Annotated in this window: 15 protein-coding genes and 2 tRNA genes; 14 read left to right on the top strand and 3 right to left on the bottom strand. The window is 70.4% G+C overall.

The genetic code is table 11. From position 1 onward, the window contains the following. The first annotated feature begins 118 nt into the window (after positions 1 to 118). From J2S41_RS27235 to J2S41_RS27210, 6 genes are read left to right on the top strand one after another with little or no spacing between them, the layout of a single operon-like run. Complete coding sequence (locus tag J2S41_RS27235) at positions 119 to 502, top strand: hypothetical protein (protein WP_310371757.1); 384 nt, start codon at positions 119 to 121, stop codon at positions 500 to 502. Further along, a complete protein-coding gene (locus J2S41_RS27230; protein WP_310371755.1) occupies positions 493 to 1,926 on the top strand; it encodes an FtsK/SpoIIIE domain-containing protein in 1,434 nt (477 codons plus the stop codon). The genes J2S41_RS27235 and J2S41_RS27230 overlap by 10 nt, the downstream gene beginning before the upstream one ends. Next, entirely contained in the window at positions 1,923 to 2,486 is a 564-nt protein-coding gene (locus J2S41_RS27225; RefSeq protein WP_310371754.1) for a DUF2637 domain-containing protein, read from the top strand. The genes J2S41_RS27230 and J2S41_RS27225 overlap by 4 nt, the downstream gene beginning before the upstream one ends. Then, the gene (locus tag J2S41_RS27220; RefSeq protein ID WP_310371752.1) at positions 2,483 to 4,204 is read left to right on the top strand and encodes a replication initiator; all 1,722 of its coding nucleotides are present in this window, start codon (positions 2,483 to 2,485) and stop codon (positions 4,202 to 4,204) included. The genes J2S41_RS27225 and J2S41_RS27220 overlap by 4 nt, the downstream gene beginning before the upstream one ends. A gap of 20 nt (positions 4,205 to 4,224) precedes the next feature. Further along, positions 4,225 to 4,443 (top strand): helix-turn-helix domain-containing protein, encoded by a 219-nt coding sequence (locus tag J2S41_RS27215; RefSeq protein WP_310371750.1) that lies wholly within the window; start codon positions 4,225 to 4,227, stop codon positions 4,441 to 4,443. Then, positions 4,443 to 5,618: a tyrosine-type recombinase/integrase gene (locus J2S41_RS27210; protein WP_310371748.1), complete on the top strand. Its 1,176-nt coding sequence runs from the start codon at positions 4,443 to 4,445 to the stop codon at positions 5,616 to 5,618. The genes J2S41_RS27215 and J2S41_RS27210 overlap by 1 nt, the downstream gene beginning before the upstream one ends. A 145-nt stretch (positions 5,619 to 5,763) precedes the next feature. On the opposite strand, the gene J2S41_RS27205 is transcribed toward J2S41_RS27210, so the two are convergent. Next, a tRNA-Gly gene (locus J2S41_RS27205) sits at positions 5,764 to 5,837 on the bottom strand. 137 nt (positions 5,838 to 5,974) lie between these two features. Between J2S41_RS27205 and J2S41_RS27200 the strand changes: the two genes are divergently transcribed. The 7 genes from J2S41_RS27200 to J2S41_RS27170 all read left to right on the top strand — a co-directional run bounded on the left by J2S41_RS27200 (position 5,975) and on the right by J2S41_RS27170 (position 12,197). Then, a tRNA-Pro gene (locus J2S41_RS27200) sits at positions 5,975 to 6,048 on the top strand. A gap of 187 nt (positions 6,049 to 6,235) precedes the next feature. Beyond that, a complete protein-coding gene (gene tig, locus J2S41_RS27195) occupies positions 6,236 to 7,570 on the top strand; it encodes a trigger factor (RefSeq protein ID WP_310371747.1) in 1,335 nt (444 codons plus the stop codon). A 192-nt stretch (positions 7,571 to 7,762) separates the two neighbouring features. After that, positions 7,763 to 8,395 (top strand): ATP-dependent Clp protease proteolytic subunit, encoded by a 633-nt coding sequence (locus J2S41_RS27190; protein WP_310371745.1) that lies wholly within the window; start codon positions 7,763 to 7,765, stop codon positions 8,393 to 8,395. A gap of 11 nt (positions 8,396 to 8,406) precedes the next feature. Then, on the top strand, positions 8,407 to 9,072 hold the full coding sequence (locus J2S41_RS27185) for an ATP-dependent Clp protease proteolytic subunit (RefSeq protein WP_310371743.1): 666 nt from the start codon (positions 8,407 to 8,409) through the stop codon (positions 9,070 to 9,072). 326 nt (positions 9,073 to 9,398) lie between these two features. Next, positions 9,399 to 10,694, top strand: coding sequence for an ATP-dependent Clp protease ATP-binding subunit ClpX (gene clpX / locus J2S41_RS27180; RefSeq protein ID WP_307239582.1), 1,296 nt, complete (start codon positions 9,399 to 9,401; stop codon positions 10,692 to 10,694). A 44-nt stretch (positions 10,695 to 10,738) separates the two neighbouring features. Continuing rightward, positions 10,739 to 11,389, top strand: a complete 651-nt coding sequence (locus J2S41_RS27175; protein ID WP_310371741.1) for a GNAT family N-acetyltransferase — start codon at positions 10,739 to 10,741, stop codon at positions 11,387 to 11,389. Between the two features lie 10 nt (positions 11,390 to 11,399). Beyond that, a complete protein-coding gene (locus tag J2S41_RS27170; protein ID WP_310371739.1) occupies positions 11,400 to 12,197 on the top strand; it encodes a carbon-nitrogen hydrolase family protein in 798 nt (265 codons plus the stop codon). Between the two features lie 213 nt (positions 12,198 to 12,410). Here the strand turns inward: J2S41_RS27170 and J2S41_RS27165 are convergent, their stop codons facing one another. Continuing rightward, on the bottom strand, positions 12,411 to 13,862 hold the full coding sequence (locus tag J2S41_RS27165; protein WP_310371737.1) for an MFS transporter: 1,452 nt from the start codon (positions 13,860 to 13,862) through the stop codon (positions 12,411 to 12,413). Between the two features lie 86 nt (positions 13,863 to 13,948). Between J2S41_RS27165 and J2S41_RS27160 the strand changes: the two genes are divergently transcribed. Beyond that, complete coding sequence (locus J2S41_RS27160) at positions 13,949 to 14,599, top strand: TetR/AcrR family transcriptional regulator (protein ID WP_310371735.1); 651 nt, start codon at positions 13,949 to 13,951, stop codon at positions 14,597 to 14,599. A gap of 538 nt (positions 14,600 to 15,137) precedes the next feature. On the opposite strand, the gene J2S41_RS27155 is transcribed toward J2S41_RS27160, so the two are convergent. After that, positions 15,138 to 15,362, bottom strand: coding sequence for a hypothetical protein (locus J2S41_RS27155; protein WP_310371733.1), 225 nt, complete (start codon positions 15,360 to 15,362; stop codon positions 15,138 to 15,140). Positions 15,363 to 15,625 lie beyond the last annotated feature (263 nt).

The following is a 15,625-nucleotide window of genomic DNA, read 5'->3' as shown; positions in this document are numbered from 1 at the left end:
CCGCGATGTGGTGCATGTATTGCGAGTCCTGGGTCAAGCCGCGCCGGTTCGATCCGAAGCGGATGTGCTGTCGTCGGTGCCGGGCGCGGTTGGGTCGTCCGGTGTGGCGGTGGTCGCTGTGACCGTGCGTCGTGTTGTCGTGCGGAAGCTGGCGGCGCTGGGGATCGCGGCCGTCCGGCACGTCTACGTCTCGTGCCCGGTCGATGTGCTGCGGGTGGCGGCGCTGGTGGAGATCTCCGCTGCCGCCGCCTCCCTGGCCCGGACGATCGTGAAGCTCAACCACCTCGACCCCGCCAGCATCGCGCCGTACGTCTCCGATCCGGGGGACATGCGCGCGGTGCTCGGCCGGGGCCGGTGGCTGCCGACCATGATCCGGCACGTGCCAGAGGCCAACACGAAGCCGGGCCAGTACAGCCGGCGGCCGGCACCGGAGCCCGCACAGCACGCGGATCAGATCGCGCTGTTCCCCGACACTGGCACCGGGGCGGCGTCATGCCGCTGATCAACGTCATTCCGGGGGACAAGATCCCCACCGCGCCGATGAACGTTCGGGTGCCCGTGTGGCGGGTGCCCGGCTGGCTCCTCGTCCTGTGGTGGACGCTCCGCGGCGCCTTCCGCGCGACGGTGCTGGCGGTCCGCTTCTGGTGGCTGACCGGCCCGGCCGCGCTGGTCGCCTGGATCTGGGCCGACTTCGGCTGGCAGACGCTCCTTGTGGTGCTCGCCACGCTCGCGGCGGCCGGCATCGCGTGGTGGCGGTGGCACCGGGCGTCCTGGTGGCGGTTCGTGTGGTGGCCGCTGCTGGGCCGGTGGCGGCGGCTGTTCGTCTACCGGCGTGGCTGGGCGCCGGCCATGGCGACGTGCGGGCTGGCGACCACGTTCGGCGGGGACAAGTACGTGCCGCAGCTCGTCAAGGTTCGCGCGACCGCGGTCGGGGACGAGCTGACCGTGCGGATGCTGCCCGGCCAGCATCCGGACGACTGGGGCAAGGCCGCGCCGCGCCTGGCGTACACGTTCCGTGTCCGGGACGGCCGTGCCCGCACGCACCGCCGTCCCGACCGGATCGTCCTGGTCTTCCTGCGCCGCGACCCCCTGGCCACGACGATTGCGCCGCTGCCCGTGCCGACGAGCCTCGACCTGGAGCGGCTGCCGCTCGGCGTCCAGGAGAACGGCGACCCGTATGCGCTGCGCCTGGCGGGCTCGCACGTGCTCGTCGGTGGGGCGACGAACGCGGGCAAGGGCTCGGTGATCTGGGCGCTGATCGCCGCGCTGGCCGGCGGCATCCAGCAGCGGCTCGTCGAGCTGTGGGTCTTCGACCCGAAGGGCGGCATGGAGCTGGCCGGCGGCCTGCCGCTGTTCACCCGCTTCGTCTACGACACCGCCGAGACGATGGCCGGCGCCCTGGAGGACGCGGTGGTGCGCATGCGGGCACGCGCCAACCGGCTCCGCGGCGTCACCCGCCAGCACACCCCGACCCCGGGCGACTCGCTGATCGTCATCGTGATCGACGAGTTGGCCGCGCTCACCTCGTACATCTCCGATCGCAAGGTCCGCGACCGCATCCGTGAGTCGCTGTCGCTGCTGCTGTCCCAGGGACGCGCGGTCGGCGTCCACGTGATCGCCGCGCTTCAGGACCCGCGTAAGGAGGTGCTGCCGTTCCGCGACCTGTTCCCGACCCGGATCGCGCTCCGGCTCACCGAGGCCGAGCAGGTCGACCTCATCCTCGGCGACGGCGCCCGCAACCGGGGCGCGCTGGCTGACGAGATCCCGGAAACCTCACCCGGCGTCGCCTACGTGGCGCTGGACGGGGTGCGTGAGCCGGTCCGGGTCCGGTTCGCCTACCACTCCGACAGCGACATTCAAGACCTTTGCCGCCGGTACGGATACGCGCAGGTCGTCGAGGGCGAGATCGTGGAGGGGGAGCGGTGAGCCGCGCCGAGCGCTTCGAGGGCGTCGTCCTGGTCCTCATCCTGCTGACCGTGGGCACGCTCGCCGGTGCCGCGTCGTTCACGCACGTGCACGACTGGACCATGGACAACAGCCCCGCCGGTACGCCGGACTGGTTCGGCTGGGCCAACGCCGCGATCTCCGAACTCCTCCCGATCGCCGCGCTGCTGACGATCCGGGCGCGACGGCGCGCGGGCCGCTCGATCGGTTACCCGATGTTCCTGCTCGTCTGCGGCGTCGCGCTGTCGCTGTCGGCACAGCTCGCGGTCGCCAAGCCGGGCATCTCCGGCTGGCTGCTGTCGGCCGTACCCGCGCTGGCGTTCATGGGCCTGTCCAAGCTCGTCCTCTCCGGAAAGCCGGCCATGCCCGCGGCCCCGGTGAAGGCCACGGGGGCGGCGCCGTGGGGGCCGACCGAGCCGGCGGCGACCGCTGAGGCTCCCGCGCCTCCGGCGCCGGAACCGCGCGTCACGAATGAGCGGCCCGGCCTGGTGCCGGTGCCCGCGCTCGCCTTCACCCGCCCGGACGCGGAGGTGACGCGATGACGCAGCCGACGCTGATCCCGGTCGCCGCCGACGAGCCTCGGCCGGGCTCGCTGGCCGCGCGGATGCGCCAGCCGCTCGCCAAGGACGCGCTGCGGCAGCTCGCCGAGAACAACGGCGTCTGCGTGCGCCCGGTCGTCCTGCGCCGCACCGACACGTTCACCGGCGTCACGGAGATCGTGGAGGTGCCGTGTGGGGCGACCCTCGCCGCGAAGTGCAAGCCGTGCGCCGAGCGCGGCCGGCGGCTGCGGATTCAGCAGATCCGGGAAGGCTGGCACCTCGCGGACGAGCCCGCGATCGACCCGGACCCGCCCGCGGCGGATGTGCTCGACCTCGTGGCGCGGCGGGCGCATCTGGAGTTCGACCGGGAGGCGGTCAACTACCGGCCGATGACGCCGGACGCGCGCGCCGCGCAGATCACCGCGCTGGACGAGCAGATCGCGCAGGCTGACGAACTGCTGGCCGAGACGAACCTCCGCGGGCACCTCACCCCACGCGACCGCGACGAGCGCCCGCGGCGGAAGCGATCGACGAAGCGACGGCAAGACTCCCCGGATCTCCCGCGCCTGCCGGTCGACGGGCGCACGGTCGGACGCGCCTTCGCCGGACGGGAGGGCAAGACGTACCGGCCGTCGATGCTCGTCACGCTGACCCTCGACTCGCACGGGCCGGTCCACTCGCACATCCGGCGCGGCGCCTACGTCGTGCCGTGCGAGTGCGGCGCCCGGCACGGCCAGTACGACCCGGAACTCGGCACACCGGTCGACCCGGACACCTACGACTACCGGCGGGCCGCACTCGACGCGATCCACTTCGCCCGGGTGATGGACCGCTGGTGGCAGAACCTCCGGCGGGCGGCGGGTTGGAACGTTCAATACGCCGGTGCCGTCGAGCTGCAACGGCGTCTCGCCCCGCACGCGCACTTCGCGATCCGGGGCACGATCCCGCGGCGGCTGCTCAAGCAGGTCGCGGCGGCCACCTACCACCAGGTGTGGTGGCCGCCGTTCGACCGCGCGACGTACACGGTCGGCAAGCCCCCGGTCTGGGATGCCGACCAGACGGCCTACGTCGACCCGAAGACCCGCGCCCCGCTCCCGACGTGGGATGAGGCCCTGGACGCGATCGACGAAGACCCCGCCTACGTCGCCCGGCTCGGCCGGATCGACGCACGCGGGATCGAGTCCGGCACCAAGGACGCCGAGCGCGCCATCCGGTACGTGACGAAGTACGTCACCAAGGACCTGACCGAGCACGCCACCCCGAAAACCGACCCGCAGCGCGCGCACTTCGACCGGCTCCACGCCGAGCTGTCCACGCTCCCGTGCTCCCCGACCTGCGCGAACTGGCTGCTCTACAACGTCCAACCGGACGGCGCCAAAGCCGGCCTCACACCGGGCCGCTGCACCGGCAAGGTCCACCAGCGCTCGACGCTCGGCTTCACCGGCCGCCGCGTCCTCGTCTCCCGGCAATGGTCCGGCAAGACCCTCGCCGACCACCGCGCGGACAACCGCTCCTGGGTCCGCGCCGTCCTGGCCGGCGGCCTCGCCGACACCGAGGACAGCCAACCGGCAGCCGAGGAGGACCCGAAGCGGTTCCGCTTCGAGCTGGCCCGCCCGGACGACCCCGACGTGCCACCGCTCGAACACCGCGTCCTCCGCGCCGTCTCAGCCCGCATTCGATGGCGCTCCCAACTCGCCACAGCCCAGAACCAGGCCGCATGAACCGTCAAGGAGGTACCCGAATGGCTGAAGAGCTGTTGACCCCGATCGAGGTCGCCGCTCGCCTCAAGTCCACCACCCGATTCGTGCGCCGTCTCGTCTCCGAGCGCCGCATCGCCTACGTCAAGGTCGGCCGCCTGGTCCGCTTCGAGCCCGCGGACGTGGAGGCCTACATCCGCGCCCAGCGGATCGAGCCCACCGACCGTGCCGCGATCCGCGCCTGGCTGCGAGGTGCCGCCTGATGCCCGCCAAGGACAAGGACAACAGCCGCCGTCGTTTCGGCAGCATCCGCAAGCTCCCCTCCGGCCGCATCCAGGCCCGCTACCGCGGCCCGGACGGCATCCGCCGTGACGCGCCGAACACGTTCCTCACCGAGCGCGAGGCAACGGCCTGGCTGACCGTCATCGAGGCCGAAATTCTGAAGGGCGCGTGGCAGCCACCTGAGCAGCAGGAAATCCGTCTCGCCGTCTACGGCAAGCGCTGGATCGCCGAACGCAAGCTCCAGCCCCGTACCCGCGAGGCTTATGAGGATCTTTTCCGCCTGCACATCGTGCCGATCCTCGGCGCCGCGCCACTCGGCGCGCTCACGCCCGCTTCCATCCGCACCTGGCGCAGCAAGCTCCTCGCCAACGGCACCACCGAGCCTCAGGCGGTCAAGGCCTACTCCCTGCTGCGCGCGATCCTCAACACCGCGATCAAGGAGGACGAGATCATTCGGCAGAACCCGTGCCGCATCCCCGGCTATGGCCGCTATCACACCCCCGAACGCCCGACCGCCACCGTCGCCCAGGTGCTCGCGCTCGCCGCACAGATGCCGCCCCGGTTCGCCGCGCTGGTCGTCACGGCAGCATTCTCCGGCGCCCGGTGGGGTGAGCTGGTGGCGCTCCGGCGCGCGGACTACGACCCGGCCAACGGCACGCTGCGCATCCACCGCAAGCTCGCCGCACTCAAGGGCGAACTCGTCTTCGGCCCCCCGAAGTCCGCGGCCGGCCGCCGCGTCGTCACTCTTCCGGCAATCGCACGGACTGCACTGGAGGAACACCTCAAGGAGCACGTCGACGCCGACGACGAGGCACTGATCTTCACCGGCGACAAGGGCGCGCTGCTGCGCACCGGCAACTTCCGACGGGCGGTGAAATGGGAGACCGCGCTCAAGAAGGCGGAGATGCCCACCGGCTTCCACTTCCACGACCTACGCCACACAGGCAACACACTCGCCGCGTCAACGGGAGCGAGCACGCGCGAGCTGATGGTCCGGATGGGCCAGTCCAGCATGCGCGCCGCACTGATCTACCAGCACGCCACCAACGAGCGCGACCGCGAGATCGCCGAAGACATGGACAAGCGAATCGCCAAGGCCACCAAGCCCAAGAAGCCGAAGAAGAAGCCCAAGCGAAAGCCCACCGCTGAGGCCTAGGGGCACGTTTGGGGCACGCCTGGGGCACGCAAGATCAACCACGCCGGAACGCAAGCATCCGGACCGTGGGGGTCTGGGGGCTCGGCCCCCAGGTTTTATGCGGAACGCCCTGGTCAGCGCCTTCCGCTGACACAGAGACCCCAAGTGGAGCGGACGACGGGAATCGAACCCGCGTAATCAGTTTGGAAGACTGAGGCTCTACCATTGAGCTACGTCCGCGTGCATCACGTGCCGCCCTAGACTACCCACTCTTCCTGATCTTCCCAAGCGGGTATCCCGCACGCCACACCGAACCACCCGCGAGCCGAGGGCCGCCGATCCGTCGCGGGCTCCCGGCGCTTACACTCGAAGCGCCACGGGGTGTGGCGCAGCTTGGTAGCGCACTCGCTTTGGGAGCGAGGGGCCGTGGGTTCAAATCCCGCCACCCCGACGACTGGACGGACGGGGTTTCAAGCCCGGGCGCGAGCGTGCCGCGACGACGGCCTAAACTCGCGAGAGCGACGGCGCGTAACGCCGGCGTGTCTGCAGATGAAACAGTGGCAGACCGCAGACAGAGCGCAGACGCCCAGACAGCGGACACGCCGCACATCACCCAAGATCCATCAAGGAGTACGCCTGTGAAGAGCACCGTCGAGACTCTGAGCCCGACTCGGGTGCGGCTCGCCATCGAGGTGCCGTTCGCCGAGCTCGAGCCGAGCCTGAAGAAGGCGTATCGGGAGATCGCGTCTCAGGTGCAGATCCCCGGCTTCCGCCGCGGCAAGATCCCGGCGGCGGTGATCGATCAGCGCGTCGGCCGTGAGGCCGTGCTGAACGAGGCCGTCAACGAGGCGATCCCGCAGCAGCTGTTCGCGGCCGTGCAGGAGCACGACGTGAAGCTCCTGGGCCGCCCCGAGGTGAACGTGACCGAGTTCGCCGACAACGAGCCGCTGAAGTTCACGGCCGAGGTCGACGTGCGGCCGGAGCTGACGATCCCGGATCTGTCCGGCATCGAGGTCGAGGTCGACGAGCTGGTGATCGGCGACAGCGAGATCGACGAGCAGGTGAGCAACCTGCGGGAGCGGTTCGCCACGCTGAAGACGGTCGAGCGGCCGGCGGCCGAGGGCGACTACGTGCAGCTGGACCTGAACGCGACGGTCGACGGCGTGGAGGTGCCGGGCGGCTCCGCGTCCAACATCTCGCACGAGGTCGGCTCGCAGCAGTTGCTGCCGGGCCTGGACGAGGTGCTGGTGGGCCTGTCCGCCGGCGAGTCCGCCACGTTCACCACGAAGCTGGTCGGCGGCGACTTCGCCGGTCAGGACGCGGAGGTCTCCACCACGGTGCGTACCGTGAAGGAGAAGGAGCTGCCGGAGCTGAACGACGAGTTCGCGCAGCTGGCGAGCGAGTTCGACACGCTCGAGGAGCTGCGGAACGACGTTCGCGAGCGGGTGACCCGGGTCAAGAAGGTCGAGCAGATCTACGCGGCGCGGGACAAGGTGCTCGCGCAGATCGTCGAGGCGGCCGAGATCCCGGCGCCGGAGGGCGTCGTGAAGGACGCGGTGGCGCAGCGCAAGGAGGCGATGACCGACCAGCTGGAGCGGATCGGCGCCTCGCTGGAGGACTACCTGGCCTCGGAGGAGAAGACCGAGGAGCAGATCGACACCGAGCTGCAGGAGGCCGCGACCGAGGGCGTCAAGATCCAGCTGCTGCTGGACACGATCGCCGAGGCCGAGCAGGTGCAGGTCTCCGACGACGAGTTCGGCCACGAGATCATGCACCGCGCGCAGCGCGCCGGCATGCAGCCGCAGCAGTACTACGACCAGCTCGCCCGCTCCGGTGAGGCGCAGGCGGTCTTCGGTGACGTGCGTCGCGGCAAGGCGCTGCAGATCGTGCTGGAGCGCGTGACGATCAAGGACACGGCCGGCAACCCGGTGACGCTCGAGGCGATCCAGGACGAGCACCACCACGTGCACTGACGGACGCGTGGGAAAGGCCGTCGTGGCACTGCCGCGGCGGCCTTTCTGCTCATGGGAGCAAGACCTTTCTGCTCATGGGAGAAAGAAGCGGGGAGGCGTGCGCTTACAGCGAACAGTGCCCCATGAGCGGCCGAAGTGCCCCTACGACGGGCTAGGGTCGGTCCTACGACGGACTAACAGCGAAGGGCTGCCATGACCGACTTGCATCTCCATGCGTCGCCTCTGGCAAGGGGTGGCGGAAACCTCGCCGGTGGCCTCGACGACTCGGTCTACAACCGGCTGCTGAAGGAGCGGATCGTCTTTCTGGGCAGCGAGGTGACCGACGAGGTCGCCAACCGCATCTGCGCGCAGCTGCTGCTGCTCGCGGCGGAGGACCCGGAGCGCGACATCAACCTCTGGATCAACTCGCCCGGTGGGTCGGTCTACGCGGGCATGGCGATCTACGACACCATGCAGTGGATCGACAACGACGTCTCGACCGTCGCGATGGGCATGGCGGCCTCCATGGGCCAGCTGCTGCTCTGCGCCGGGACGAAGGGTAAGCGGTACGCGCTGCCGCACGCCCGGATCATGATGCACCAGCCCTCCGGTGGCGTGGGCGGCACCGCCGCCGACATCGCGATCCAGGCGGAGCAGATGCTGTACACGAAGCGGATGTTCCAGGAGCGCGTGGCGTTCCACACGGGGCAGTCGCAGAGCACGATCGAGGCCGACTCGGACCGGGACCGCTGGTTCACGGCCGCGGAGGCTCAGGACTATGGCTTCATCGACAAGGTGATCACCGGGGCGACGCAGGTCCCCACGGGCGCCGGAACGCTGAACTGAGGAAGGCGACAATGACGGACATGGCACTGCCCCCGCGGTTCGCTCCGGTGCACAACCGGTACGTTCTCCCGTCCTTCGTCGAGCGCACGTCGTACGGGGTGAAGGAGTCGAACCCGTACAACAAGATGTTCGAGGACCGGATCATCTTCCTCGGCGTCCAGGTGGACGACGCCTCGGCGAACGACGTGATGGCCCAGCTGCTGACGCTGGAGTCGACGGACCCGGACCGCGACATCACCATGTACATCAACTCGCCCGGCGGCTCCTTCACCGCCATGACGGCGATCTACGACACCATGCAGTACGTGCGCCCCGACATCGTCACGGTGTGCCTGGGCCAGGCGGCGTCCGCGGCCGCGATCCTGCTGGCGGCCGGCACGCCCGGCAAGCGCATGGCGCTGCCGCACTCGCGGGTGATAATCCACCAGCCCGCCACCGAGGGTGGCTACGGCCAGGGTTCGGACATCGAGATCCAGGCCCGCGAGATCCTGCGCATGCGCTCGCAGATGGAGGAGATGCTGGTGCGTCACACCGGCCGCTCCGCGGAGCTGGTGACCAAGGACATCGACCGCGACAAGATCATGACCGCGGACGAGGCCAAGGACTACGGCATCGTCGACACGGTCCTGGCGAACCGTAAGAAGAGCGGCCTGATCGGCGTCGGCGCGGCCGGCTGACCCAGCGTCGCGCTGAAGACCAGCCACGGGTACGTTACTGTGGCTGGTCTTCATATTGGGGCCGACTGGACCGCCCGAACGTACGCGTTGAAATCGGGCATAAAGCAGCAAACCTCTACTGAGGGTGACCCGCTAGCCTGGTTGGTCTCTGACACGCCAGTTTTGGGGGTCGGAGAAACGCCCCCGCAGGGGGTAACGTCGAGGCCGCACCGCTAAACATCGCGGTCCGGTGGACGATTGAATATCGTTGAGCGAAGGCCGTTTGACCAGGTCGTCCTCAGGCCAGGGTTGGGAGTTTCCAGCCGATGAGCGCAGGGAGAGCGTAGGTGGCACGGATCGGTGACGGCGGCGACCTACTGAAGTGCTCCTTCTGTGGAAAGTCGCAGAAGCAGGTCAAGAAGCTCATCGCGGGCCCGGGTGTTTACATCTGCGACGAGTGCATCGATCTCTGTAACGAGATCATCGAGGAGGAGCTGGCCGAGTCCGGCGAGGTGAAGTGGGAAGAGCTTCCCAAGCCGATGGAGATCGTCCAGTTCCTGGATCAGTACGTGGTGGGACAGGAGAGCGCCAAGCGCGCGCTCGCCGTCGCGGTCTACAACCACTACAAGCGGATCCAGGCGGAGGCGAACGGCGCCCCCGGCTCCGGCAGCGAGCAGATCGAGCTCGCCAAGTCGAACATCATGCTGATCGGCCCCACGGGCTGCGGCAAGACGCACCTGGCGCAGACGCTCGCCCGCATGCTCAACGTCCCGTTCGCGATCGCCGACGCCACGGCGCTGACCGAGGCCGGCTACGTCGGCGAGGACGTGGAGAACATCCTCCTCAAGCTGATCCAGGCCGCTGACTACGACATCAAGCGCGCCGAGACCGGCATCATCTACATCGACGAGGTCGACAAGATCGCCCGCAAGTCGGAGAACCCGTCGATCACGCGGGACGTCTCCGGCGAGGGCGTCCAGCAGGCCCTGCTGAAGATCCTCGAGGGTACGACGGCGAACGTTCCGCCCCAGGGCGGCCGCAAGCACCCGCACCAGGAGTTCATCCAGATCGACACCACGAACGTGCTGTTCATCTGCGGTGGCGCGTTCGCCGGCCTGGACCGGATCGTCGAGTCCCGGATCGGCGCCGGCGGCGTCGGCTTCGGGGCCAACCTCCGCTCGATCCGCGACCGGGACACCGACGACATCATGTCCAAGGTGATGCCGGAGGACATGCTGAAGTTCGGGCTCATCCCGGAGTTCATCGGCCGCCTCCCGGTCTTCACCACGGTGCGCAACCTCGACCGCGAGGCCCTGGTCAGCATCCTCACCGAGCCCCGCAACGCGCTCGTCCGTCAGTACCAGCGGCTCTTCGAGCTGGACGGCGTCGAGCTGGAGTTCGAGCAGGAGGCGCTCAACGCGATCGCCGACCAGGCCATGCTCCGCGGCACCGGCGCCCGCGGCCTCCGCGCCATCATGGAGGAGGTCCTGCAGAACGTGATGTACGAGGTGCCGTCGAACCCGGACGCCGCCCGCGTGCTCATCACCAAGGGCGTCGTCCTGGAGAACGTCAATCCGACCATCGTCCCGCGCGAGTTCACGGGCCGCCGCGCCCGCCGCGAGCGCGAGGAGAAGTCGGCCTGACCGCCACGCACGACCGAAACGCCCCGGCGATCTCGCCGGGGCGTTTGTCGTCCCTGCTCGACCACGTGGCCCGCGGCGGCCGGCTGCCGCCCGAGCCGTTCCTGGAGATCGTCCCGGCACCGTCCGCGCGCGACTTCGCCGTGCTCTCGTTCCCCGCGCGGGTGGTGATCGCCGCCCCGGTCACGCTCGACTGGGTGAACGCGCACCTCCCGGACACCGGCGACGAGTTCTCCGAGCCGATGAACCCACCGTTCCTGCACGCGCTCGAACGCCACCTGGGCCGCCGCGTCAACAACATCGACCAGCTGCTGGTCGCGTCCGCGCTGCCCGGCCCGCCGCCGGTCCCGCTCGCCGAGATCCAGGATCACACCCATCCGCGGGTACGGCACGCGGTCGGATACCGCGACCACGTCCACGTCTACGCCGCCACCGGTGGGCTGCTCACCGTCGGCCGGGGCCTCGCCGGCCGGTGGGAGCTCTCCATGGAGGTCGACCCCGCGCACCGCGACGCCGGCCTCGGCCGCGCCCTGGTCACCGCCGCCCGCCACCTCATCCCGCCGGACGCGCACGTCTGGGCCCAGGTCGCGCCCGGAAACGCCGCCAGCACCCGCGCGCTGCTCGCCGCCGGCTTCACCCCCGCCGGGGCCGAGGCGATCCTCCAGACGCCTCTGGTAGCGGCGCCCGGCACGTCGTAGGCTCGGCCTCATGCGAGTCGCCGTGTGTCAGCTGAACGCCCGGGAAGACCGTTCCGCCAACCTCGCCATGGCGCGTGACCTGCTCACCCGCGCCGCGGACGCCGGCGCCGACCTCGCCGTCCTCCCGGAGTACACGGACTATCTCGGCCCCGCCTCAGGCGCTCCCAAGCCCGAGCCGGTCGACGGCGAGTACGGCACGTTCTTCGCCGACGTCGCCCGCGAGCTGGGCATCTGGGTGCACGCCGGCTCCTTCCACGAGACCGGCCCGGACGCCGACCACATCTACAACACCAGCCTCGTCTTCAACCGCTCCGGCGAGCTGGCCGCGGCGTACCGCAAAATCCACCTCTACGACGTGGAGATCCCCGGCAAGGTCTCGTTCCACGAGTCCCGCACCGTCGCGCCCGGCGACACCCCCGTCGTGGTCGACATCGACGGCGTACCGCTCGGCCTGTCGATCTGCTACGACCTACGCTTCCCCGAGCTCTACCGCCGCCTCGCCGACGACGGCGCCGCGAAGCTCCTGGTCGTCCCCGCCGCCTTCATGGCACACACCGGCCGCGACCACTGGGAGATCCTGCTCCGTGCCCGCGCCATCGAGAACCAGTGCTACGTCCTCGCCGCCGGCCAGATCGGCAACCACGAGCCCGCCCGCACCTGCTTCGGCCGCAGCATGATCATCGACCCGTGGGGCACCGTCCTCGCCCAGGCCCCCGACACCACCACGATCGCCGTGGCCGACCTCGACCTCGACCGCCTCGAGACCATCCGCCTCGAGCTGCCCAGCCTGGCCAACCGCAGGATCTAACCCCTTTTCCTCTTCCCGCTCCCGGCGAGGTCGCTTTCCGCATGCTCCCGCGGGCAAACCGCGCGGTGTCCTCCGACTCCGCTAGCGCTCCGCTCCGGTCACCGCGCCGGAGCCGGTCCCGCGGTGGGTCCCAAGCCGCCGGTCCCGCGGTGGCCCGGTCCCCGGCCGCGGCCCGCGCCACCGCGGGCCGCGCTGGGCTCTCCGGGATATCGGTCAGTGGACCAGTGCGGGTTCGGCGTCCGGGTTGTGGATCGGGCGGCCGGATGGGAGGAGCAGCCCGCAGGTGAGCGCGCCGATCGCGAAGAAGGCGGCCGTCCACCAGAAGGCGGTGTGGAAGCTGGCCAGCTGCGACTGGATCACCGCTTCGGCGGTCGGCTGGCGGCCGGTCAGGTAGTCCGACGCGGCGGACGCGGCGAGCGTGTTCAGCAGGGCGGTGCCGATCGACCCGCCGACCTGCTGGGACGTGTTGACGGTGGCGGAGGCGACGCCGGCGTCGGCGGGGTCGACGCCGGACGTGGCGGAGCTCATCGCGGGGGCGATGATCAGGCCGAAGCCGATACCGAGGGTGACCAGCGGCGGCAGCACGTGGGCGGCGTAGCCGGAGTCGGCCTCGAGGAGCGTCATCCAGGCCATGCCGAGCGCGGACAGCACCATGCCGAGCGTGACCAGGGGACGGGCGCCGAACCGGCGGACCAGGACGGCGTTGCCGGTGGTCGCGGCGAGCATGGTGCCGCCGATCTGGGGCAGGAACGCCAGCCCGGTCTCGACCGGGCTGTACCCGCGGACGGCCTGGAGGTAGTAGGTCAGGAACAGCGAGACGCCGAAGATGCCCGCGCCGGAGACCGCCACGGCGATGTAGGAGCCGGCGCGACCGCGGTCGAGGATCACGCGCAGCGGCAGCAACGGGTGCGCCACCCGGGTCTGCAGGCCGACGAAGACGGCGATGAGGAGCACGCCCGCGGCCAGGAAGCCCCAGCAGCTCGGGTCGGACCAGCCCTCGGTCTCCGCGTTGGCGAACCCGTAGACCAGGCCGAACAGGCCGGCCGACACGGTGATCACGCCGGGGATGTCGAGCGTGGGCCGGTGGGCGGGCCGCTGCCGGGAGAGGAACGCGACGCCACCGGCGAACGCGGCGGCCGCGAAGATCAGGTTGACGTAGAGGCACCATCGCCAGGACAGGTGCTCGGTGAGGACGCCGCCGAGCAGCAGGCCGATGCCGCCACCGCCACCGGCGAGCGCGCCGAAGATGCCGAACGCCTTGCCGCGCTCGGACGGGTCGGTGAACGTGGTGGTGAGCAGCGACAGGGCGGCCGGGGCGAGCAGCGCGCCGAAGATCCCCTGAAGCGCCCGGGCGGCGACGAGGATCTCGAAGGTCGGCGCGGCGCCCCCGAGCGCTGAGGCGATGGCGAATCCGGCGAGGCCGGTCAGGAAGGTCGTCTTGCGGCCGAACAGGTCGGCGATCCGGCCGCCGAGAAGCAGAAGACTGCCGAAGGCCAGCGCGTACGCGGTGATGACCCACTGCCGGTCGGCGTCGGAGAAGCCGAGGTCCCGCTGGGCGGTCGGCAGCGCGATGTTCACGATGGTGGCGTCGAGTACCACCATGAGCTGGGCGACGCCGAGCACGGCGAGGATCAGCCAGCGGCGGCCGTGGGCCGGGTCGGTCATGGGATTCCCTAACGGTAACTGGAGAAGTCGCCTCCAGTTTAACGCCAAGTTGAGGCGCCATCTCCACTTATTGCTAGACTCGTCACATGTCCGCCAAACCGCTGCGCCGGGACGCCGAGCTGAACCGGCAGCGGATCCTCCAGGCGGCCCGCGAGCTGTTCGCCGCCCAGGGTCTCGATGTGACGCTCGACGATGTCGCCCACCACGCCGGTCTCGGCGTCGGCACCGTCTACCGGCGCTTTCCCACCAAGGACGCGCTGGTCGAGGCGCTGTTCGAGTCGAAGATGGCCTGGCTGGCGCAGGTCGCCGAGGCCGCGGCGGACGAACCCGACCCCGCCGTGGCGCTGGACCGGTGGTTCCGCATGCTCGCCGACCTCCAGGCCGGCGACCGCGGGCTGCGTGAGGTGATGCTCGGCGGCCGATACTCCGGGGACCGCGTCACCCTGGTCCGCGAGCGGCTCACCCCGGCCGTCACGCGGCTGTTCGACCGCGCCAAGGCCGCCGGTGTCCTCCGCGAGGATCTGGAGCCCTCGGACGTACCCGTGCTGATGGTCATGATCGGGGCCGTGGCCGACTACAGCAGGCCGGTCGGCCCGGACATCTGGCTGCGCTACCTGACCATCCTCCGCGACGGCCTCGCCGCGCGCCGCGACGCGCCGACGCCGCTGCCCGGCCGGCACCTGACCGAGGAGGAGGTGGAGACCGCGATGTCCCACTTCCGGGTGCGCCGCCCCTGACCTCTCCCGGCCGCGGCGTGAGCGGAGGAGCGGGATGGTCGACGCCGCCGCGCCGGAATGCGCAGGGGTCCGGTGCGCTTCCCCGTTGCTTCCGATCGGTGGCGGCGCGGCCGTGTCGCCCCGCCGGAACGAGGAACGGCGGCGCGCACCCGTCCCTCCCGGCCGGTGGTGGCGTGATCGGTGGATCGGGAAGGCGGCGCCGCCGCACCGGAGCGCGGTGCGGCAGCGCCACCATCCCGTCCCTTCCGCTTGGTGGTGGCGTGATCGGAGGATCGGGAGGGCGGCGCCGCCGCACCGGATCTCGTAGCGGCGGCGCATACCCCGTCGCCTCCGGCTGGTGGCGCGGTCGGTGGATCGGAATGGCCGTGATCGCCGCGCCCGAACCCGGAGCGGCTTCGGCGCCCTACTCCCGTCGCTGCCGGTCTCGCGGTTCCTCACCGGGCGGCGCAGCGGTGATTCTGGGCCGCATCGTGCTCATCGGTGGACGGAGGGGCCCCGGGGGATGGTGATGCCGTGGTGTGGCCGGTGGAAAGGGCGGTCAGCGGGCGTCGAAGTAGATTCCGAGGGCGGTGAGGCCGGCGATGGCGCCGCCGGTGACCAGCAGGGCAGTGGTCATCCGGGTCTGGCCACGGGCGGCCAGGCGGCGGATCGAGAGCGCGAGCACGATCAGTACGAAAGCGCCGATGACCAGGTGCCACAGCGGAAACAACTGGCCGAGCAGGGCGTCGGCCTCCGGGCTGGTGGCGGGCGTGTCGGTTGCCATGCCGCCACTCTGGCACGCCGAACCGGGCATCGGGAGTGTCTCGCGGACATCGACGCCAGGCCGGCCGATTCGGTTCCATCAACGAAAGCTGATTTGTGTCGAGCGGCCATGACCGCGTAACTTTCTCTTCGCCACGGGGAACCGGACGAACAGGGCGAAAGCCGTTGGGAGGCCGGAATCGGGGCAACCGGGTGGTGTGGCCGGATCGGGGGACCCCGATTTGGAGCCGCGAAACCGGCCGGGTAGAGTAGGACAGCCAGCGG

This window comes from Catenuloplanes atrovinosus, assembly GCF_031458235.1.
GTDB lineage: Bacteria > Actinomycetota > Actinomycetes > Mycobacteriales > Micromonosporaceae > Catenuloplanes > Catenuloplanes atrovinosus.
The sequence above is the reverse complement of the archived record's forward strand: the minus strand, read 5'-3'. Positions and strand labels throughout refer to the sequence as shown.

What these genes read in the sequence shown, in the direction of transcription:
- J2S41_RS27165 (WP_310371737.1), bottom strand. Translation starts at nt 13,862, where the DNA reads ATGACCGACCCGGCCCACGGCCGCCGCTGGCTGATCCTCGCCGTGCTC.
- J2S41_RS27185 (WP_310371743.1), top strand. Translation starts at nt 8,407, where the DNA reads ATGACGGACATGGCACTGCCCCCGCGGTTCGCTCCGGTGCACAACCGG.
- J2S41_RS27155 (WP_310371733.1), bottom strand. Translation starts at nt 15,362, where the DNA reads ATGGCAACCGACACGCCCGCCACCAGCCCGGAGGCCGACGCCCTGCTC.
- J2S41_RS27210 (WP_310371748.1), top strand. Translation starts at nt 4,443, where the DNA reads ATGCCCGCCAAGGACAAGGACAACAGCCGCCGTCGTTTCGGCAGCATC.
- J2S41_RS27215 (WP_310371750.1), top strand. Translation starts at nt 4,225, where the DNA reads ATGGCTGAAGAGCTGTTGACCCCGATCGAGGTCGCCGCTCGCCTCAAG.
- J2S41_RS27230 (WP_310371755.1), top strand. Translation starts at nt 493, where the DNA reads ATGCCGCTGATCAACGTCATTCCGGGGGACAAGATCCCCACCGCGCCG.
- J2S41_RS27160 (WP_310371735.1), top strand. Translation starts at nt 13,949, where the DNA reads ATGTCCGCCAAACCGCTGCGCCGGGACGCCGAGCTGAACCGGCAGCGG.
- J2S41_RS27170 (WP_310371739.1), top strand. Translation starts at nt 11,400, where the DNA reads ATGCGAGTCGCCGTGTGTCAGCTGAACGCCCGGGAAGACCGTTCCGCC.
- J2S41_RS27190 (WP_310371745.1), top strand. Translation starts at nt 7,763, where the DNA reads ATGACCGACTTGCATCTCCATGCGTCGCCTCTGGCAAGGGGTGGCGGA.
- J2S41_RS27220 (WP_310371752.1), top strand. Translation starts at nt 2,483, where the DNA reads ATGACGCAGCCGACGCTGATCCCGGTCGCCGCCGACGAGCCTCGGCCG.